Origin of the sequence: Paenibacillus protaetiae (assembly GCF_004135365.1) — a bacterium.
Taxonomy (GTDB): domain Bacteria; phylum Bacillota; class Bacilli; order Paenibacillales; family Paenibacillaceae; genus Paenibacillus_AP; species Paenibacillus_AP protaetiae.
The window spans coordinates 1,421,238-1,440,980 of record NZ_CP035492.1 but is presented as its reverse complement, the minus strand read 5'-3'; the positions used below and the strand labels follow the sequence as shown (position 1 = coordinate 1,440,980).

The window sequence follows — 19,743 nt, the reverse complement described above, 5'->3', positions numbered from 1 at the left end:
TCTATCCTCTTCCATCCATAAAAGACAGGGGATAGGTCAATGAAAAAACAGTGGATGGCAAAGGCGCTGCTTGCATGCATGGCGCTGCAGCTTACCTATACAATTGTTGCTGGCGGCAGTCAAGCGAACGCGGCGGACAAATCGGCGAAGCTTCCGGATGTGCGCATAGCAGTCTCATCTGCAGGCGTCAAAACCGGCGATACATTTGAAGCTGCCATATGGCTCCAAGGTTTTACAGGCGATTACAGCGATATCGAAGGTTACGAAATTCGGCTAAGTTATAATCCGGAGCTGCTGCAGCCTGTTATTCCGGCAGCGTCCGTACCGCTGCAGCCTAATGTGTTCCAGCAGGCGGCCAGCCCGATGACGCTCGCCAATCAGTTTGACGCTGCTGCAGGCAATATCACCATATCGCAAATCACGGCCAAAAAGGGGAGCTTGCTGTTTGCAGGTTACGGCAAAGTCGGAACGGTAAGCTTTAAAGCGCTGAAAGAAGGCGACGCCAAGCTGATTTTGGCCAAATCGCTTATCATCAAAGAAAATAACCCCGGCGTTAATATCATACATACGATAAACAGCCCCGTTGTCCATATTTCAGCAGCAGGCAGCGGTTCGGCGGCAGCGGACGAGCACAAAGAAAACATAGGCGATGCCCCATCCGCCAAAGGAACAACCGTAACGGCAGAGCAGGCTTTGCAGGCGTACCGTGATTTCGAAGCTATTCATTCGATCACATGGGCGTCGGATGCCATAGCCGCTTTGTCGGTAGGAAAAGTAATGCAAGGCACAGCAGCCGGTTCCTTCGAGCCGTCGCGCAATATGACGAGAGCGGAGCTTACAAAAACAGCGGTCGTAGCCCTTCACCTGGATATGGTGCAGCAGCAAACGCCGGCGTTCCCGGATGTCAGCAAAACCGCTTGGTATTATGACTATATTGAAACAGCAGCCCATTATGGCTTAGTACAAGGAACAACCGTCAACGGCCAAAATGTATTTCAGCCGGATGCGCCGGTTACAAGAGCGGAAATAGCTGCCATTATCGCACGCGTGCTGAAGGCATCGGGCATGGCAGGCAGCCCGTCAGCAAGCCAGTGGCCTTTTACCGATGTGCCGGATTCCTATTGGGCAACGGATGATTTGCAGCTGTTGTACAGCTTGCAGTTGATGAAGGGGGTATCGGCCGACAAGCTGGCTCCTCAACAATATGCAACCCGCGCCGAAATTGCGGTTCTGCTCAACCGGCTGGCCGCTCTGCTTTAGGCAAGGGGGCTGCCTGTTTGTTGCATCAATCCTGGAACCGCAGCAAGGACATAAAAAAAAGGGAGGCATTCCGCCCCCCTTTTTTTTCATCTAATTATCAAGACTGCTTCATGCGAAGCATCATCGTCCACAAATCAGGCTGCTCGTAACCGAGCCGCCAGGCGGCTACGCCTGCCAGATCGTATTTTTTGGCTAAATTGATGCGAGCTGCAGTCGTTTCCGGCGTTTCGGCCCAAAACATATACGTATAGCCGTTTTTCTTATACGTATATTTCGTTTGGCCGGATACAGGGTCCTGAATGCCGGAGGCTCCGGTGGAAGCAATCAAAGTGCTCACATCTTTCATCAGCACCGCGCGGTTGCTGATCAGCTTGCCGCTGCCGTCCAGCTGCCATTCCCGCACATAAAAAGGAATGCCAAGCATCAGCTTGCTGCGCGGAACCCCGTAAGCGAGATACTGCTTGATCCCTTCCTCGGTCCACGCAAGGCCGGCTACTGAACCGGGGGTATCGCTGCCGCTCCAGTGCTCGTCATAAGCCATAATAATGACGGTATCCACAAGCCCCGACAGCGCCTGCTGGTCGATGGCCGTTTGGGCGTTCCAGCTTTTGTCGCCGCGCGGCAAATCAATCGACAGCTTCAGCCCTTTGTCATGCACCGCTTTGGCAAGAGAAGAGACAAAGGCCGTGAAAGCGGCGCGGTCGCTGCCAGCCATATTTTCAAAATCGAGATTGACACCGTACACGCCAAGCGATACTAGCTTGGCCGTCAGTGCGTTAATAAAGCTCGTCTGCGCCGCTTTATTTTTTAAAAATGCGGTCGTCATCGCCTTGTCGAACTGGTTATGGACCAGCGGAGTTACTTGAATGCCGCTGTCCTTCAGCTGTTTGGCGACGGAACCATCCGATGTATCCGTCAGGCTGCCGTCAGAAGCGGCGAGCTGGAACCATGTCGGCGAATCAATGGACAAGCTTTGCGTAGCGGAAGCCTGCGCCAGTACGGTCTGGTTCGCCACTTCGCCGTTCCAGCCTAAATATACAAGCGATTTGGCATTGCTCCAAATCATGCGCCCGTCAGCGGTCTGAATGGCGCTGTTAGCGTAACCTTTTGCATAGCTCACAGCGGCCTCGCGGGTAGAGAAGGCGTTAATTTTTTTGCCGTTCTGGAGGACGGTCAAGTAAGGGATGTTGGTCCACCATGTTTCGCCGTTATGGACCACTTCGCTGTTGGCGTAATATTGGGCGTAAGCAACAGCTTTCGTCAAGCTGATCAGCGATTGGATCGGCTTGCCGTTTTGCAGCACGTCATAGGTCGGATACGAGGAGAAGACAACTTTGCCTGTGGACGTATCATATACATTGGCTGAACCGGATGCATTCGCAGCTTGGATGGCATCGTACAAAAACGAATAGCTGTCCGATGCGCCAGAAATGTTTTCTTTAACGATCACAAAGTTTTTGCTGCCTGCACGCTGGGCGGTTTTTTGCTGTGCTGTCAAGTTATCCCATACCCACGTATTCGAATCCAGGTCGATAATGTGGGCATTGCCCCATTTTTTCGCTTCCTGCTTGGCGGCCGCAAGCGTAGCGAATCCCCAGCTGTTTTTCGTGTTTGTGCCTTGATACAGCTGGAAGTGCGGATAAGAATTATAAACCCATCCCGGCTGCTGCAAATCTCTTATATGTACGTAGGACATTTTGCTTGCGGCGGCCAACGCCTCCGAATAAGTGCGGTATTCCCAAGCCGTCTTCGAAGTTCCCGCCTGATAAATTTTGTAGCGCGGAAAGTTGTCCCACACCCAGGCTCGTCCCGTAATTTGCTCCACATGGCTGTAGGCATACCCTTTGGCATAAGCGATGGCCTGCTGCTCGGCTGCAAACTCCTTAAGCGGCTTGTCGTTCTGGTATACGCGGTAATTGGTTGCCGCAGATGCGGCTGCATGAAGCGTCGGAGCGGCAGTCCCAAGAAGCGGGATCATGAGCAGGGCGATCAGTATTTTCTGTAGTTGCGGCGGCATAAAACGTTCCATCACACTCCTCCCGTTAATAAACAGTTAAACGCCGGGAAAGGCGCCGGGGTTGCGCTATATTTTGATGAAAAATAGTTCATAAATCGGTTTTACTTCTTTTTTTGCTTTGCTGGATAAAATAAAAGGAAAACAATAACAATAAAGGAAAATGGAATGTGAAATGAAAGAGGGCGAAATGTGTGTGAAGAGGGAATATGCCAAAGAATGGCTGGATGAAGCCGAGCTGGAACTGCCGGAGCTGGAGCGCAGTTTGCGCGAAGTATGGCATGTGAACCGCTATTTGGGCGGCAATCCGGCATTATATGCCCATATGGAAAAAATGGTTGCGAAAGTTGACGGGGGCAAGGTCCGGGTGCTGGATGTGGCAACCGGGCTTGCCGATATCCCCGTTGCCCTGCTGAACTGGCGCGGCCTTCGCGGGCGCCATGTCTCGATCTCCTGTGTGGATATCCATCCGCAAATGATTGCCCTTGCGGCCAAACGTACGTCCGGCTACCCGGAAATTGAAGTGTCGGAAGCGGACGGAACGGCGCTTCCATACGACGATAACAGCTTTCATATTGCAATTTGCAACCTTGCTTTGCATCATCTCGACGAGCAGCAGTCGGTGAAGCTGCTGTCGGAAATGAACCGTGTCGCCAGCATCGGATGGATCGTCACCGATCTGGAACGGAGGCGCCTGGCGTATTGGTCGGCGAAGCTGCTGGCAGGGCTAGTCTGGCGAAGCCCCGTCACCAGGCATGACGGGCCTTTGTCAGTCCGCCGCTCCTATACGGCTTCCGAGGCGCGGGAACTGCTTAGGCAGGCTGGCATTGCCGGCGCTTCAGTACATAAACATTTTCCGTTCCGGCTGGCGTTAGTCGGTCATGGATGACGTTATAATTATCGGCGCAGGACCGGCAGGAAGCATGACAGCAAAGCTGCTGGCGGAGCAAGGCTGCCGCGTCCGGCTGCTGGAAGCCGGTGTTTTCCCGAAGCGAAAGCCATGCGGAGAATCGCTGAATCCCGGGGCCGTTGCTGCTTTGGCCAGGGCCGGAGTACCTGTGCAGCAGCTGCTGCAAACAGGCGGAACATGGGAAGGCAGCATAGTAAGAGGCTGGAGCCTCGGCAGCGGGAAAATAGAGCTGCAGGCATCGTTTCCCGCCGGGAGGTACGGCGTATGCTGCCGGCGGGAGCTGCTTGACGAGCGGCTTGTCCGCACTGCCTGCGAGGCTGGCGCCGTACTCGAGGAGCGCGCCAGAGTAGACGGCTTGCTGCGCGATGAACAAGACCGGGTAACCGGCGTATACGGCCGGTTCACCCATATAGGCGCGCCGTTCGCACTGCAGGCGCGGCTTGTGGTCGGCGCGGACGGCTTGCGCTCCGCCGCCGCCCGGAGTGCCGGGCTTGGCGCTGCCGGCAAACTGCGCAAGGCCGCTTTTACCGCGCGGGTCGGCCATGCGGAAGGGCTGGCCGACCGGGTAGAGCTGCATGTGGAGCCGCAGCTCGTCATTGGCGTTGCGCCGCTTGGCGGCGGGCTGGCGAATATGACTGTCGCCATGCCCGGCCGCACTGCGGCAGCCGCCGCCCGCGACAAGGCGGCGTTTATGCTGCAGGCTGCCAGCCGCTCCCCAAGGCTTGCAGCCAAGCTGGCGCACGCCAAAATCGAGGGCGAAGTGCTCGCCAGCGGGCCGTTTGACCGGCCGGTGAAAGCGGCTGCTGTACCGGGGCTGGTGCTTGTTGGCGATGCCGCGGGTTATTATGACCCGCTAACGGGCCAAGGGATTTACCGGGCTGTCCGAAGCGCCGAAATGGCTGCGCTCCGGATCATGGAAGCGCTTGCCGGCGGCTTCAGGCAGCCGCTGCAGCAATACGAGCGGGAGCGGCAAGCGGCGTTTGCCCCGGGTCTCAGGCTGCAGCGGCTAATTGAGTGGGGAAGCCGCAATCCGTACCTGTGGCATTCCGCTATCCGGGGACTTGTATCATCGCCGCGTTTAAGCGGCAAGCTTGCCTCTTGGATAGGCGATTGCTGACTTTTGGACAAGAAGGAGAAGATTCAACCTGTTTACTTATAATGAAAAAATTTTTTCATGTCCGCTTGCCGAAGCCGTCGAGCTGGCTGCAAGAGTGGAGTTATGGCCGGAGCGGCTATCGCATTACCGGAGGACGGCTTTCCGCCAAGGCAGCGGCGAAGACGGCGGGATCGTGGAGATGGCGGCTGTGCGTGCATTCCGAAACTTGCGCTGGCCGGTATGGTGGGTAAGCACGATGGAAGTGAACCGTACGCTTCCGGTCATCCGTTACCGGCATATCAAAGGCGTTACGAAAGGCATGGATGTGGAGTGGCGTTTCCAGGAAACAGACGGCGGAGTAAAGGTGAGCATCATTCATCAGTGGATGAAGCCGCCGCTGCTGAGAAGGCTTGCGGCTAATGGCATCGGCCGGATCTTTGTCCATCATATCGCGGACCAGACCCTCGCGGGGCTGGCGCGGCAAATCAAACAGGCTCATCATCAGAAGGAGGGAACTGGCATATGGCAGACCAGCGGGTCGTTGTAACCGGAATCGGGGCGGTAACACCAATTGGAACGGGGGTGAAGCAGCTGTGGGATGGCGTACAAACCGGCAAAAGTGCAGTGAAAGCGATTAACCGGTTTGTGCCGGAAGGGCTTCGGAGCCAAATAGCAGCTCAAATCGAAGATTTTGATCCGCTGCAATACATGGATAAGAAAAGGGCGCACCGGATGGACCGTTATTCCCAGCTTGCCGTTTCGGCCGGTATGCTGGCTATGCGCGACGCGGCTTTCCTGCCAACGTCCATCGAACCGGAACGTGTAGGCATCTTTATGGGGAGCGCGCTTGGCGGCATCTCATATGCCGAAGAGCAATGCGGCAATTATTACAGCGGAGGTTACCGCTCCGTTTCGCCAACGCTTGGATTTTCAGTATTTGGCGGAGCTTCCTCCTGCAATATGGCAATGGAGTTTGGCTTTACAGGCCCGAATGAAACAAACGCGATGTCCTGTGCATCGGGAGCGGTGGCAATCGGCAGAGGAATGCAGGCGATCCGCCGCGGAGAAGCGGATGTTGTGATCGCCGGCGGGGCGGAGGCGCCGCTTGCGCCGCTTTCATTCGGCGCCTTCGATATGCTGAGGGCGATGTCTACGCGCAATGAGATGCCGGACAGCGCCAGCCGCCCGTTTGATAAAAACCGCGACGGCTTTGTGATGGGCGAAGGAGCGTCGGTTCTCGTCATGGAGTCGGAACGCCATGCCCGTGCCAGAGGGGCGCGCATTTACGGCGAAGTGGCAGGCTTTGGCTTGACGAATGACGCTTTTCATATGAGTGCTCCGCTGCCCAGCGGCAGCCAGGCCGCCCGTGCGGTGCGCCTTGCTTTGGCTTCGGCGGATATGTCGCCGGACGATATCGGCTACATTAACGCGCATGGCTCTTCAACGCTGCTGAACGATGTAACGGAATCGCGCGTCATCCGCCAAGTGTTCGGCGACCGCCCTGTTGCCGTCAGCGGCACGAAAGGGCTGTACGGCCATCCGCTTGGCGCTTCCGGCGCGATTGAGGCGGCTATTACTTTGCTGTCCATGTACAACGGCTGGCTGCCGCCTACTACAAACTTGACGGAGCCCGACCCGGAGGCGGAAATTGATCTCGTCTCCGGCTCTGCGCGGCCGGAGAGGCCGGATGCAGCCATCTCGAATTCGTACGGCTTTGGCGGCGTAAACGCAGTGCTGGCATTCCGCAGAGCGTAGGCTCGCGGCATCCCGCATGGCGTCATTGCCGTTCCGGCAAGCAAGCATGCAAGCAGTCATAGTCATACTGCCTGCGATCATTGCCGGTCCGGCAATAGCGGCAGACTTGCTGCCGGAAGCACAAAACCTCACTGCAAGCTTCTGCTTGCAGTGAGGTTTTGTTTGTTTTTATTCGCGTATATCGGCCCAGAAATCGTCTTCCGCATCAATGGTAATATCTTCGGGAAATACGCGTTTATTATATTGCTTGTACATATATTGCACGATCGCTTCGATCAGATTCGCTTCTATTAAATATTGGCTGCGGCCGCTGACCCATACCTCTGCGGTAAAACCGTATTCCTCTTCCCAGGAAAGCTGAGCTTCGACATCGGTAGGTTGTACACCTTTGCGGTCAGCGATATGAAGGCAAATCGCATTAATGATCTCATCGGTGTAAATACGCATTAATACGGTCTCCGTTGATCCGGTGTCCGTTTATTGCGGAAGTAGGCGAACACGGCACGAATAATAGCGATCACGGCAAAGATAGCGATCAAGTTAATGATCAAACCGAACATTTGGGCGAAGGCGCCGGAACCAAGCATGCTTCCGAACAGCATGCCGGCCAGGCCGCCGATCATCATGCCTTTCAAAAAACCGCCGCCGGTTGTTCCGGTTTTTGCAGCGGTGCCGGCGGTGCCGGTTGTAGTTTTGGTGCCGGAGCCCGGTGTCGACTGGTGCGAGCTGTCCGACTTGCTAGGCGTTTGTGTAAAGCTTTGACGGGGAGATTTCATCCCGCCCCGCGGCTTGGCATCCACTGCATTTGCTAACCCCAATGTGAAGAAAAGCGTGAAGGCGATCATGAGCAGCATACTTTTTTTCATTTGCTTTGACTCCTTTTTTGATCTGGTGTATTTTAATTGTGCTTGTATAGGTTTACGTCTAGGAGGATAGCAGGTTTCATTTTTTTAATTGGAGCGGCTGATTATAATGCCACAGTATGGCGTAACGAAGGGGAAGAATAACATTGCAATATCCTTCATCTTATATTGCTTATTTAGTTGAATTTCATGCTACCCGGGATTATTTTGAATGCCATGAGCTTCTGGAGGAATATTGGAAGGAGCATCCGGGAGACCATCTGTCCCGTTTATGGGTCGGGCTTATTCAAGTCGCTGTCGGAAGTTACCATGAGCGGAGAGGCAATGCGGCCGGCGCCGGGAAGATGTATTTGCAGGCATTAAGCCGCTTGAATCCGCAGCTTTTGCAGGAAGCGGGCATTGACGGACCGCCGCTGCTCGCACAGCTGAAAGCACGGGCTGAACGGCTGGAATCAGGCGCAATGGAGGTTTTCCAGGATTTGTGCTTCAGCATTGCGGACCATGAGCTGCTGCTGGCTTGCGAAGCGTTATGCTCAGCCCGCGGCCTTGTTTGGGGCAAGCCAAGCGATATGAACAGCGAGGCGCTAATTCACCGCCATAAGCTTCGTGACCGCAGCGATGTCATAGCGGCAAGGGAAGCGGCAATTGCAAAAAAACGCAGCAAGCAGGCTTAATGGAAGCCGCATTGCTGCGTTTTTTTCTTATTCGTCCGGGTTTAAACTTGTTTTTCGTCCGAACCTTCCGTTACCAGTTCCAGCTTGCCCGTTTCCGGGTCGATGACCAGCCCGTGAATCGGAATGCCTGCCGGGAGAAGCGGATGGTTCCGCAAAATTTTGACGCTGTTTTCGACGCTTTTGCGCACATCTTCAATGCCGGCGAGCCAGCGCATCATATCGAGGCCGCTGTTTTGCAGCGTCGTAATCGTTTCTTGCGGCACGCCGCGCTTCACCATATTGCCGACGACGCGTTCCGGGTCCAAGCCGTTCATGCCGCAGCCGTGATGCCCGACGACAAATACTTCATAAGCTTGAAGCTCATAGATCGCAACAAGTACGCTGCGCGCAATGTTGCCGAACGGCTGGGTAATCAGGCCGCCTGCGTTTTTAATAATTTTGGCGTCGCCGTTTTTCAGGTTCATCGCTTTCGGCAGCAGTTCGGTCAAGCGCGTGTCCATACAAGTAACGACGACCATTTTGCGGTCCGGAAATTTATCCGTTAAATACTGCTCGTACCCTTTGCCTTCAACAAATTCCTCGTTGTGTTTCAAAATTTGCTCCAAGTTGCTCATGTTATACCTTCTTTCCGTATGAATAAAATGATCGCAAACCCGATATTAAGCGGTTTCCGCAGGAGGATGTGCCAGTTTGACATTCACCGAATAAATCTGGCTGTCGCTTTTCAACGAAAAGATCCCTTTCGCCGGATTAAAGTCGATGGTCATAACGGGCTCATAATAGATTTCATGGCGCGGTTCATACCAGAAATCAAACGGCTCTCCGTGTGCCAGCCGGTCATCGGCTCCATGCTCCCGAATAAGCTCCAGCGCCGGCACTCCGCTAACGACGCAACCGCATCCTTCAGTATCGTGCAGAAATTTCAACTGCAGGCCGGAGCCGTCCAAATAAGGCTTCAGCTTGTTGACCGCAGAAGGAGTAAACTGTATTCGCATATGTAATCGTCTCCTTTTCCATTCCCGCACATTCACTTTAGATTAAAGTTGATTATACGTTTATCACCCGTTAATATCAAGATTACAGGCTGAATAGGTAAGCCTAGTCTACGATAGAAGGGCGGATTCATATGACTACATCAACCGTGCAGGCGCTTCCGAAATTTCTGGAAACGATTCGAAAGATTAAGAGCTACGAGGAAGCTTTAGGCGTGCTTTATTGGGATTTGCGCACAGGCGCTCCGCGCGGAGGGATGGAGGCCCGCTCCGAGGCGATCGGCCATTTGTCGGCCGACATGTTCCGCTATCAAACCTCTGCAGAGCTTGGAGAGCAGCTTGCCGAGCTGGAGCAGCCGGAGGCGTTCGCGCAGCTTTCCGAAATCGAGCAGAAACTTGTGAAGGAAACGCGCAAGGAATACGATCGTAATGCTAAAATACCGGCGAAGCTGTATCAGGAGTATGTTGTGCTGGCCTCGCAATCGGAATCGAAATGGGAAGAATGCAAAGACAACGACGATTTTGCAAGCTTTGAGCCATATTTAGACAAAATCATTTCGTATCAGCAGCAATTTATCGACTTATGGGGCGCCGCCAAAGGCACCCGCTATGATACGCTGCTTGATTTGTATGAACCGGGCCTTACGACCGCTGAGCTTGACCGTGTATTCGGCGGGCTTCGCGACCAGCTTGTGCCGCTTGCAAGCGCAATTGCCGCTTCGCCGCATCAGCCGGATACTTCGTTTTTGCAGCAAAAGTTTGCGATTGCGGGACAAAAGGAGCTTGGCAACTACATATTGAAGCAAATGGGCTTCAGCTTTGATAAAGGTCGCGTAGATGAAAGTGTACACCCGTTTGCGACGGGGCTGAATCCAGGCGATGTGCGTATTACGACCCATTATTATGAAGAGGATATAGCCAGCGCCCTGTTCAGCTCGCTGCATGAGGGAGGCCATGCGCTGTATGAACAAAATATTCGGGCCGAGCTGACAGGCACGACGCTTAGCGGCGGCACATCAATGGGCATTCATGAATCCCAGTCGCGTTTCTGGGAAAATGTCGTTGGCCGGAGCAAGCCTTTCTGGCACCGCTATTATCGGGAGCTGCAGTCGTTTTTCCCCGGTCAGCTGAACGTGTCAGCCGAAGACTTTTACCGTGCAATTAACGTAGTGGAGCCGTCCTTGATCCGGATTGAAGCTGATGAGCTGACTTATAACCTCCATATTATTATCCGGTATGAGATCGAGAAGCTGATCTTTAATGAAGGCGTTAAAGCGGCTGATTTGCCGGCGATCTGGAACGAGAAGTATAAGCAATATTTAGGCATCGAGCCTCCGAACAACGCACAAGGCGTATTGCAGGATGTTCACTGGTCCGGCGGCCTGTTCGGCTATTTCCCTTCCTATTCCCTCGGCAATATGTATGCCGCCCAGTTTGCCGCTACGATGGAGCAGGAGATCGAAGGGTTCTGGAATCTGGTGGAAGAAGGAAATTTGCTGCCGATCAAGCAGTGGCTTTCCGAGAAAATCTATCAACACGGCAAGCTGAAAACGCCATCGGAGCTTATCCAAGGCGTTACCGGCAAGCCGCTTGATTCCGGATACCTGGTCCGCTACTTGACGGACAAATATTCGGATATTTACAAGCTGTAAGCAGGACTTGACCTGCTTGGAACGCGCGCCCTGTCGGCGCGCGTTTTTTTTTGCTGTCCGGAACTGTGCGCAGGCGTAGGCTTTTTCACCAAGTCAGGTTTGAACGCATAGGCTATCGTACATCAAATTGTGCATTTTCAGAGGGAGGTATCTGCATGAGCAGGACAGGGTGGATGAGGGTGCTGCTGGGTGTCGTCATCGCTTCGGTTGCGATTATTGCCGGCTGCGGCAAACAATCGGACACAACAACGATCCAGCTTGGCGAGGTAACAAGATCATTGTTTTACGCACCGGAGTATGTGGCATTGGAAAAAGGCTTTTTTAAAGAAGAAGGTTTGGATGTCAAGCTGCAAACAACAGCCGGCGGCGACAAAACGATGACGGCGCTGCTGTCGAATTCCATTGATGTGGCGCTTGTTGGTTCAGAAACGTCGATTTATGTGTACCAGCAAGGCGCGGATGACCCGGTCATCAACTTCGCTCAACTGACGCAAACCGACGGCACGTTTCTTGTCTCGAGAGACGCCGTCGACAATTTTGACTGGAATTCGCTTAAAGGCTCGACCTTTTTAGGCCAGCGCGTTGGCGGCATGCCGCAAATGGCGGGTGAATTCACGCTGAAAAAACACGGCATTGACCCTCATAATGATTTGAACCTTATTCAAAACATTGATTTTGCTAACGTTGCCCCCGCTTTTGCTTCCGGTACAGGCGATTATGTTCAGCTGTTTGAGCCGACGGCTTCCGTTTTCGAGAAGGAAGGCACCGGGCATGTCATTGCTTCATTTGGCGTGGAAAGCGGCCATTTGCCGTACACCGTGTTTATGACGAAGCAAAGCTTTATGAACAAAAATAAAAAAGCGGTCCAATCGTTTACGAATGCCATCTATAAAGCTCAGCAGTGGGTGAACAGTCATAGCGCGGAGGAAACGGCCGACACGGTCAAATCCTATTTTAATGACGTTGACCGGGACATTCTGATCAGCTCCATCGACCGTTACAAGCAGCAGGGTTCCTTTGCGACAGACCCGATTATTGACGACGAAGAATGGAACAACCTGCTTGATATTATGTCTATGGCCGGCCAAATCAAGGAACGCACGGCTCATGATACGATTGTAGACAATTCGTTTGCCGAACAAGCGATACAATCTGCGAAATAATCCGGATTGTCGCTGAAAGAAGGTGATAAGATGACGGATCAATCAGTGCTCCGTCTCGAACAAGTGTCTCATGTTTATGTGGGCGATCAAGGCGCGCATCTCGTGCTCGAGAACTTCAATCTGTCGGTGGGCCAAGGCGAATTCGTCAGTCTCGTTGGACCTAGCGGCTGCGGCAAAACAACGGCGCTCAGCCTGCTCGCCGGCCTGCTCGTGCCGACAAGCGGGAGAGCGCTGCTGAACGGAGCGCGGGTGACCGGCCCTTCGATGAAAGTCGGTTACATGCTTCAGCAGGATTATTTGTTTCCATGGCGGACCATCTACGACAATGTGGCCATTGGCCTTGAAATTGCCGGTTATGATGTGCGGCCCGCAAGGATCGACGGGCTGCTGGAGGAATTAGGATTGCCCGGAGCGGGAAAAAGGTATCCCCACGAGCTGTCCGGCGGCATGAGGCAGCGGGTAGCGCTGGCGCGGATGCTGGCTGCAGATCCAGATGTAATGCTGCTGGATGAACCGTTCTCCGCGCTCGATATGCATATTAAGCTGCAGCTGGAGCAGCTTGTGCATGATACGCTGCGCCGGCGCGGCAAAACAGCAGTGCTGGTGACGCATGATTTGGCGGAAGCGGCAGCGATGAGCGACCGGGTCATTGTGCTTGCCCGCAATCCGGGCCGCATCCGATTCGAGCTTGTCGTTCCGGAGGCGCTGAGCAGTGCCGGACCGCTGGAAGCCAGGCGCCTTCCGGGATTTCAGGAAATATTCGACCGTCTTTGGGCGGAGCTGGAGCAGGTCGATGCCGATCTGCCGGCAGCAGGCGAAGACCGGAAGGGAGGAAGCTCCCGTGAGTAACCGGAATGAGAAGACCGAAGCAGATGAGGCAGCCGCCGTATCCGGTGTTCAAGAAGACCGGAGCGCCTGGCTTGGCCAGCTGCACCGCAGCCATTTGAAACGTGCCAAACGGATTGCTTCGGCCGCCGCCTCGCTTCAATTTATAATCCTTGCCGTTTTTATCGTTGCTTGGGAACTTGCCGGCCGGAACCGGTGGGTCGATCCGCTTCTGTTCAGCTACCCGACGAAAGTCGCCCGCCAGCTGTGGACCTCGATGGCAGACGGCACGGTATGGCCGCATATCGGGGTTACAGTAGGCGAAACGATCGTAGGATTTGTGCTTGGCACCTTATTTGGAACCTTGCTGGCCGCGCTTTTGTGGTGGGTGCCTTTTTTATCCCGAGTGCTCGATCCTTATCTGGTTGTGCTGAACAGTTTGCCTAAAGTTGCGCTTGGCCCGTTGTTTATCGTCCTGCTTGGCCCGGGATTTCTATCCATTGTCGCCGTTACTTTATCCGTTACCGTCATAATTACAACACTTAACATTTATAATCAATTCCGCGAAGTAGACCCCGGCCACATCAAAGTGGTGAAGCTGTTTGGCGCATCGCGTTATCAGCTGTTCCGGTTTGTCATATTGCCGGCATCTTTCCCTGTTATTATCTCGGCGTTAAAAGTAAACGTAGGCATGGCTTGGGTCGGCGTAATCGTCGGCGAGTTTCTGGTTGCGAAATCAGGCCTTGGTTATTTGATCATTTACGGCTTCCAGGTGTTCAATTTCACACTTGTATTATCCACGCTTGTCGTCATTGCCGTTGTGGCAACGATTATGTACCAACTGGTAGCTTACCTGGAGCGGAAGCTGACCGCCGGCTGGAAAGACCGTTAATCTCTGTTTCTTTCCTATCTTATTTGTGCCAAACGGCCGGACGGCTTCTTGCGATGTTTGCCGGATTAGCCGTTCACCGCTTGAAGCATACCGGACATCCTGCGGGAAAACTGCTTTATTTCCGCGTTTTGCGCGGCTTTTGCCTGCATGACAAAACTAAAAGTCATGTTGACCGAGCGATTGCCATAAAATAGTAAGGGCAAAAAAATCGTAGCGGCGCGGGAAAAGAAACAGTCACCCTAGACGAATGTCCTGCATACACTTTAATTGAATGATTGTATGGAGGAGGTTAAATCAATGACTATTGCAGATAAACAGCTTCAGTACAGAGAAATAATTACGAAAGCTGTCTGCGGCAAAGGTCGTAAGTTTTCCACTGTAACCCATACCGTAACGCCGCCTCATGTACCAACAAGCATTTTGGGCGCATGGATAATTAACCATCAATATGAAGCGGTTCGTTCGGGCGACGGCATCGAGGTTATCGGTACTTACGATATCAACATTTGGTATTCGTACAGTAAAAATTCGCAAACAGACGTAGCAAAGGAATCCGTACATTATGTAGAGCATATCCCGCTGTCGTACCTGGATCCGAAGCATAGAAGCTCTACAGAGGAAGTAACGGCTGAATGCCTGCAGGAGCCAAACTGCATCGAGGCCAATACTTCATCGAACGGTACGGATGTTGTCGTTCGGGTAGAACGGGAATACGCAGTTGAAATGGTTGCCGAAACCAAAGTTTGCGTAGCGGTTGTTCCAGGCGGCATCGACGGTCTGGACGGCAAAGAATTCGAATTCGGTCTCGGCGACGGAGACTATGAAGATCTCGACCCAGATCTTCTGGACGACGAGCTGTAATCGAAACGCTCTTTTGTAAGAGTATGATATGCTGAGCAATCGGCAGATTTGAGGGCGTGAGCCCTCTTCTTTGTTGATGGGCTCTCCGGAACGAGTGGTCCGGGAGCAGATGGCGGCCACCCGCCTAAACTATATGCGGCGAGAGGGAACAAACGGGGCGCTTGCCGTGCCGCTCGTTCCCTCTTCCGTAACATTTGGCCGGTATGACGAGAAACAGGTGACGTACGATGTCGGAAACGTGGCTGTGGTATGGCGATTATGATCGTTTGGAGCATGTCATGCCGGGGAACGGCGCAAAGCCGGCTTCGCGAGCTCGCGCCGATTCGCCGTTCAGGCGGTATGGGCATTGGTCGGAGGTGGGGCCGGGCGACGCCGTTTTTTCGCTGTCGGAACATAAGGCGGTTGATGAGCAGCGCTTTCCGGGCGCTTGGATACTTAACAGCAGATCCGCGGCGGCCGCATTGATGCCGCAGGAGACGCAGCAGCTCATATGGCAGCGTTCCGGGCTTATGCAACAAGAGCGCGGATACGTTCGTCTCTATTTGATCCGGGTCGTGCATTTGGACCCGATTGAAATGATCAGGCTGGACAGCTCCGGCAATCCGGTCAGCGGCACGAATCCGTTAAGCAAATCCGGGAGCGCGCAAGCGGCACCCGGGTCGTTATGGCCGCAGGATGCCGCTGTCCGGCGTGTTGTACGGACCGCTGTCCGGGCGCTTTATGTGCTTGGGCTTGATGTAGGCGAAGTTGAGGTGGCGCTGGGCATGGACGGCAAAACATCAGTCCGGGCTGTACATGCCATGGAGGACATCCAGCTGCGGCAAGCGAGCCTCCAGCGTTTTGCGGGATGGCTGCATACCGTCCGAAGCCAGGAATATGAAGAAGAGAAACCGCCGCTGCTTATCGGGGCCGATCCCGAGTTTCTGCTGCTGCGGCCGGACGGCAAAGTCGCGTCGGCTGCCCGTTTCCTGGGGGAAAGCACGGGAGCGGCGGCCGGAACGGATGTGCTGCGCGTAGGGCGAAGATTGTTGTATCCGGTTGCGGAGCTGCGCCCTGACCCGGCGGACAATCCGAATGCGCTGGCCGCTAATGTCAGGCTGCTGCTGCTCCGCGCAGCGAAGCGGATCGGCAGCGACTATTCGCTTCGCTGGGCGGCAGGGGCGATGCCTGCGCGGGGGATCGCGCTGGGCGGGCATATCCACTTCAGCGGCGTGCCGCTTACATCCAAGCTGCTTCATTTGCTGGACAGCTATACGGCGTTTATTTTGGCGATGGTGGAGGATCCTTCCGGCAGGGGCAGAAGGCCGCGATACGGAGCACTTGGCGATTTCCGGCTGCAGCCGCACGGCTTCGAATACCGCACGCTGCCCAGCTGGCTTGTTTCTCCTGCCGCAGCGAAGGGAGCTTTTGCTTTATCGCTGCTTTGCGCCAAGGAGGCGTGGAATTTATCGTATTTGCCGTCGATGGACGAACGGTTTATTGCCGCTTATTACGAAGGGGACCGGGCCGAGCTGCTTGGTTGCCTCGACGGCCTGGCCGCCGAGATGGCAGCGACGGAAAGCTACGGACAATATGCGGCTTATATCGAGCCGCTGCTCGATGCCGCCCGCAAAGGGGCGGTATGGGATGAAAGCCAGGATATCCGGTTCAAATGGCGCATTCCGCCCTTGGGTTAACCGCCCGAAGGGCGAATGCGCTTTTTTTGGATTGCGCCGGATGATCCCGGCTGCTTGAACAGGCTGCGCCTCATCCGGGATCATGTCCGCAGCTTCCGCATCCTTCCGCACTGTGGCGTCCGGCAATAGCCCTTGTTATAATGAAACGGTAATGTTTCATTTTCTAGTAAACGGATAGGAGGGGCAGCATGGCTGGATATACCCCGATGATACAGCAATATTTGTCCGTCAAAGAGCAGGCAAAGGATGCGTTCCTGTTTTTTCGGCTGGGCGATTTTTACGAGATGTTTTTTGAAGATGCCGTTGCAGCGGCACGTGAGCTTGAAATTACGTTGACCGGCAGGGATGGCGGCATGGCGGAAAAAATTCCGATGTGCGGCGTTCCTTACCACTCGGCCGACAATTACATAGCGCGTTTGGTGGAAAAAGGGTACAAGGTTGCCATTTGCGAGCAGGTGGAGGACCCTTCCGCAGCTAAAGGCGTCGTCAGACGGGAGATTGTCCGCGTCATTACGCCGGGTACGGTTATGGAATCCAAATCGCTGGCGGATAAAAGCAACAACTTTATCGTATCGGTTGCAGGATACGGCGCCAGATTTTACGGCATCGCTGCTTGCGATCTGTCGACGGGCGAGCTGTATGTCACTTCCGTCGTGCCGACTTTGGAGGCGCTGCTCGACGAAATCAACGTTTATGAGCCTTCGGAAATGGTCGGCGAGGCGCCGCTCCTGGCGGAGCTGCAGCCGCTTGTGGCGGCAGCCGGCCGTCCGGTGCTGCTGACGCCAAGAGAACCGGCGCCGGCGGACAAGCTTGCCGGGCAGTTCGGCCATGAGCAGCTTGCGGGCCTCGCTGCCGAGCGGCTGGCGGCGGTAAGCCTGCTGACGGGGTATTTGGACGAGACGCAGAAACGCTCCTTGCACCATGTTCGTACGGTACGCACCTATGAAACGAACCAATACATGGTGCTGGATAATTACACGCGCCGTAATCTGGAACTGACGGAAACGGTTCGTGACCGCAGCAAAAAAGGATCGCTGCTGTCGCTGCTCGACCGTACGCAGACCTCCATGGGCGCGCGCCTTCTGCGCCGCTGGATCGATAAACCGCTGCTGAATGCCGCAGCGATTGAAGCAAGGCTTGAAGCGGTCGATACGCTGTACCGCAATTTAATATTGCGTGAAGACATTCGCACCGAGCTGAAAGAAATATACGACCTGGAGCGTTTGGTCGGCAGGGTTGCATTCGGCAGCGCCAACGGACGTGACATGAATGCGCTCAAAAACTCGCTGCTGCGTGTGCCTCAGCTGGCTGCGCTCTCCGCCTCGTCCGGTTCGGCAACGCTCGCCGCACTTGTGCGCGGCTTGGATACATGCGCCGACATTGCGGAGGCGATTGATGCCGTTATCGTGGACGAGCCGCCGGTTTCCGTCAGGGAAGGCGGGCTGATCCGGGGCGGCTGCGATCCGTATCTGGATCAGCTGAGAGAGGCGAGCACCAACGGCAAGCGGTGGCTGGCGGAGCTGGAACGCCAGGAACGCGAAGCGACAGGAATCAAGTCGCTGAAAATCGGCTACAACAAAGTGTTTGGCTATTATTTGGAAGTGACGAAAGCGAACCTTCCTATGCTGCCGGAAGGCAGGTACGAGCGCAAGCAAACGCTCGCCAGCGCCGAGCGGTTCGTCACGCCGGAGCTGAAAGAGAAAGAGCGGCTCATACTGGAAGCCGAAGAGAAGATGGTTGATCTCGAATATGAGAAGTTTCTGGAGCTGCGCGACCATGTTGCGCTTCATCTGAGCCGGCTGCAGAAGCTGGCTGAGACGATTGCCGCACTGGACGTGTACCAGTCGCTGGCGCTGGTCAGCGCCGAACGGCGGTATGCCAAGCCTTCCATTACAGAAGGCTACAATCTGAAAATTGAAGAGGGCCGTCATCCGGTTGTCGAATCCGTGATGGAGGGCGCTCCGTTTATTACGAACAGCGCTTCGCTGACACAGGAAGACCATTCGATGCTGCTTATTACCGGGCCGAATATGGCGGGCAAAAGCACGTATATGCGCCAAGTAGCGCTTATCGTCATTATGGCGCAGATCGGCTGTTTTGTTCCGGCCAAAGGAGCCGAGGTGCCGCTGGTCGACCGGATCTTTACGCGTATTGGCGCGGCGGATGATCTGATCGGCGGCCAAAGTACGTTTATGGTCGAGATGAAGGATATCCAGATTATGACGGAAAAAGCGACGCGTGACAGCTTGGTCATAATTGACGAGCTTGGCCGAGGCACTTCAACCTCGGAAGGCATGGCCATTGCGCAAGCCGTCATTGAGTTTGTGCATCATCATATCGGATGCAAAGCGCTCGTTTCAACGCATTTTCACGAGCTGTCGCATTTGGAGGAGTCGCTTCCTTCGCTCGCGAACGCCTGCATGGCCGTTGAAGAAAGCGGCGATCACGTGACGTTCCTCCGCAAGCTGATCCCAGGTGCGGCGAGCACCAGCTACGGCATTTATTGCGCGCGGCTTGCCGGCCTGCCGGAATCAGTCATCGGCCGGGCTTATGAGCTGCTGGACGGGCTGGAGCAGCAGCCGGAGGAGAAACGTACGGGTGCCGGATTCGCGCTGAAACAGCCTGAGGCTGTGGAGACGGTCCGCGAGACGGCTGCAGCGGCAGACTTACGCGGGGCAGAGGCAAATGAAAGCCGTACGGCAATGCCGGCGGAAGCCTTGCGCGAAGCGGCAGCTGGACTTGAAGCGCCTGCTGCTGTCCGGCGCGAATTGCCTGTTTCTGCTGACGCAGAAACGAACCGGATTGCCGGAGGGCAGCCATCTGCCGCATCCGCCGGAGGTTCGAATCCGTTCGCTGGGGATCGGGAGCTGCACCCAACGAATGCGAAAGAAATTGCAGGCGGCGGCTTTGAGCCGCTGGAAGCGCCCGTGCAGCTTTCAATTTTTGCCGAGGCCGCTGTGCAGGCGGACACCGGGAAACGGAAAGCATCCGATCCGAAAGCGGAGCAGCTTGCCGAGCAGCTGCGCAAGCTGGATTTGTTTAATATGACGCCGCTTGAAGCGATGCAATGGCTGAACGATATGAAACGGAAATTCAAAGATTAGTTTGCA

General features: G+C 54.8%; 18 protein-coding genes. 13 read left to right on the top strand and 5 right to left on the bottom strand.

The window, feature by feature from the left end:
- Nucleotides 1-39 precede the first annotated feature (39 nt).
- Nucleotides 40-1,260: an S-layer homology domain-containing protein gene (locus ET464_RS06410; protein ID WP_129439289.1), complete on the top strand. Its 1,221-nt coding sequence runs from the start codon at nucleotides 40-42 to the stop codon at nucleotides 1,258-1,260.
- A gap of 97 nt (nucleotides 1,261-1,357) precedes the next feature.
- On the opposite strand, the gene ET464_RS06405 is transcribed toward ET464_RS06410, so the two are convergent.
- On the bottom strand, nucleotides 1,358-3,289 hold the full coding sequence (locus tag ET464_RS06405; protein WP_244226699.1) for a glycosyl hydrolase family 18 protein: 1,932 nt from the start codon (nucleotides 3,287-3,289) through the stop codon (nucleotides 1,358-1,360).
- Between the two features lie 181 nt (nucleotides 3,290-3,470).
- Between ET464_RS06405 and ET464_RS06400 the strand changes: the two genes are divergently transcribed.
- The 4 genes from ET464_RS06400 to ET464_RS06385 all read left to right on the top strand — a co-directional run bounded on the left by ET464_RS06400 (nucleotide 3,471) and on the right by ET464_RS06385 (nucleotide 7,035).
- The gene (locus ET464_RS06400) at nucleotides 3,471-4,163 is read left to right on the top strand and encodes a methyltransferase domain-containing protein (protein ID WP_165279929.1); all 693 of its coding nucleotides are present in this window, start codon (nucleotides 3,471-3,473) and stop codon (nucleotides 4,161-4,163) included.
- Complete coding sequence (locus ET464_RS06395; protein WP_129439285.1) at nucleotides 4,156-5,301, top strand: NAD(P)/FAD-dependent oxidoreductase; 1,146 nt, start codon at nucleotides 4,156-4,158, stop codon at nucleotides 5,299-5,301. The genes ET464_RS06400 and ET464_RS06395 overlap by 8 nt, the downstream gene beginning before the upstream one ends.
- A 94-nt stretch (nucleotides 5,302-5,395) precedes the next feature.
- A complete protein-coding gene (locus tag ET464_RS06390) occupies nucleotides 5,396-5,827 on the top strand; it encodes a hypothetical protein (RefSeq protein WP_129439283.1) in 432 nt (143 codons plus the stop codon).
- Nucleotides 5,803-7,035 carry a beta-ketoacyl-[acyl-carrier-protein] synthase family protein gene (locus ET464_RS06385; protein ID WP_129439281.1) on the top strand — a complete coding sequence of 411 codons (1,233 nt, stop codon included), beginning with the start codon at nucleotides 5,803-5,805 and terminating at the stop codon, nucleotides 7,033-7,035. Before ET464_RS06390 ends, ET464_RS06385 begins: the two co-directional genes overlap by 25 nt.
- A 168-nt stretch (nucleotides 7,036-7,203) precedes the next feature.
- Here ET464_RS06385 and ET464_RS06380 read toward each other — a convergent pair whose 3' ends face one another.
- Both ET464_RS06380 and ET464_RS06375 read right to left on the bottom strand, forming a co-directional pair.
- On the bottom strand, nucleotides 7,204-7,482 hold the full coding sequence (locus tag ET464_RS06380; protein ID WP_129439279.1) for a YxcD family protein: 279 nt from the start codon (nucleotides 7,480-7,482) through the stop codon (nucleotides 7,204-7,206).
- Nucleotides 7,482-7,901, bottom strand: a complete 420-nt coding sequence (locus tag ET464_RS06375; protein WP_129439277.1) for a hypothetical protein — start codon at nucleotides 7,899-7,901, stop codon at nucleotides 7,482-7,484. Before ET464_RS06375 ends, ET464_RS06380 begins: the two co-directional genes overlap by 1 nt.
- A 143-nt stretch (nucleotides 7,902-8,044) precedes the next feature.
- Between ET464_RS06375 and ET464_RS06370 the strand changes: the two genes are divergently transcribed.
- Nucleotides 8,045-8,572, top strand: a complete 528-nt coding sequence (locus ET464_RS06370) for a DUF309 domain-containing protein (RefSeq protein ID WP_129439275.1) — start codon at nucleotides 8,045-8,047, stop codon at nucleotides 8,570-8,572.
- A gap of 41 nt (nucleotides 8,573-8,613) precedes the next feature.
- On the opposite strand, the gene ET464_RS06365 is transcribed toward ET464_RS06370, so the two are convergent.
- Nucleotides 8,614-9,186 carry a beta-class carbonic anhydrase gene (locus tag ET464_RS06365; RefSeq protein ID WP_129439273.1) on the bottom strand — a complete coding sequence of 191 codons (573 nt, stop codon included), beginning with the start codon at nucleotides 9,184-9,186 and terminating at the stop codon, nucleotides 8,614-8,616.
- A 45-nt stretch (nucleotides 9,187-9,231) separates the two neighbouring features.
- Nucleotides 9,232-9,567, bottom strand: a complete 336-nt coding sequence (locus ET464_RS06360; RefSeq protein ID WP_129439271.1) for an iron-sulfur cluster biosynthesis family protein — start codon at nucleotides 9,565-9,567, stop codon at nucleotides 9,232-9,234.
- A gap of 131 nt (nucleotides 9,568-9,698) precedes the next feature.
- Here ET464_RS06360 and ET464_RS06355 point away from each other — a divergent pair, with 131 nt between their 5' ends.
- From ET464_RS06355 to mutS, 7 genes are all read left to right on the top strand, one after another.
- Nucleotides 9,699-11,216 (top strand): carboxypeptidase M32, encoded by a 1,518-nt coding sequence (locus ET464_RS06355; protein WP_129439269.1) that lies wholly within the window; start codon nucleotides 9,699-9,701, stop codon nucleotides 11,214-11,216.
- A gap of 155 nt (nucleotides 11,217-11,371) precedes the next feature.
- Nucleotides 11,372-12,379 (top strand): ABC transporter substrate-binding protein, encoded by a 1,008-nt coding sequence (locus tag ET464_RS06350; protein WP_129439267.1) that lies wholly within the window; start codon nucleotides 11,372-11,374, stop codon nucleotides 12,377-12,379.
- Nucleotides 12,380-12,409: 30 nt separating this feature from the next.
- Nucleotides 12,410-13,228: an ABC transporter ATP-binding protein gene (locus ET464_RS06345; RefSeq protein ID WP_129439265.1), complete on the top strand. Its 819-nt coding sequence runs from the start codon at nucleotides 12,410-12,412 to the stop codon at nucleotides 13,226-13,228.
- A 79-nt stretch (nucleotides 13,229-13,307) separates the two neighbouring features.
- Nucleotides 13,308-14,096 carry an ABC transporter permease gene (locus ET464_RS06340; RefSeq protein WP_425271756.1) on the top strand — a complete coding sequence of 263 codons (789 nt, stop codon included), beginning with the start codon at nucleotides 13,308-13,310 and terminating at the stop codon, nucleotides 14,094-14,096.
- A 297-nt stretch (nucleotides 14,097-14,393) separates the two neighbouring features.
- The gene (locus ET464_RS06335) at nucleotides 14,394-14,957 is read left to right on the top strand and encodes an outer spore coat protein CotE (RefSeq protein ID WP_129439261.1); all 564 of its coding nucleotides are present in this window, start codon (nucleotides 14,394-14,396) and stop codon (nucleotides 14,955-14,957) included.
- A 227-nt stretch (nucleotides 14,958-15,184) separates the two neighbouring features.
- Nucleotides 15,185-16,633 (top strand): putative amidoligase domain-containing protein, encoded by a 1,449-nt coding sequence (locus tag ET464_RS06330; protein WP_129439259.1) that lies wholly within the window; start codon nucleotides 15,185-15,187, stop codon nucleotides 16,631-16,633.
- 188 nt (nucleotides 16,634-16,821) lie between these two features.
- Nucleotides 16,822-19,737 (top strand): DNA mismatch repair protein MutS, encoded by a 2,916-nt coding sequence (mutS, locus tag ET464_RS06325; protein ID WP_129439257.1) that lies wholly within the window; start codon nucleotides 16,822-16,824, stop codon nucleotides 19,735-19,737.
- The last annotated feature ends 6 nt before the right edge of the window (nucleotides 19,738-19,743 follow it).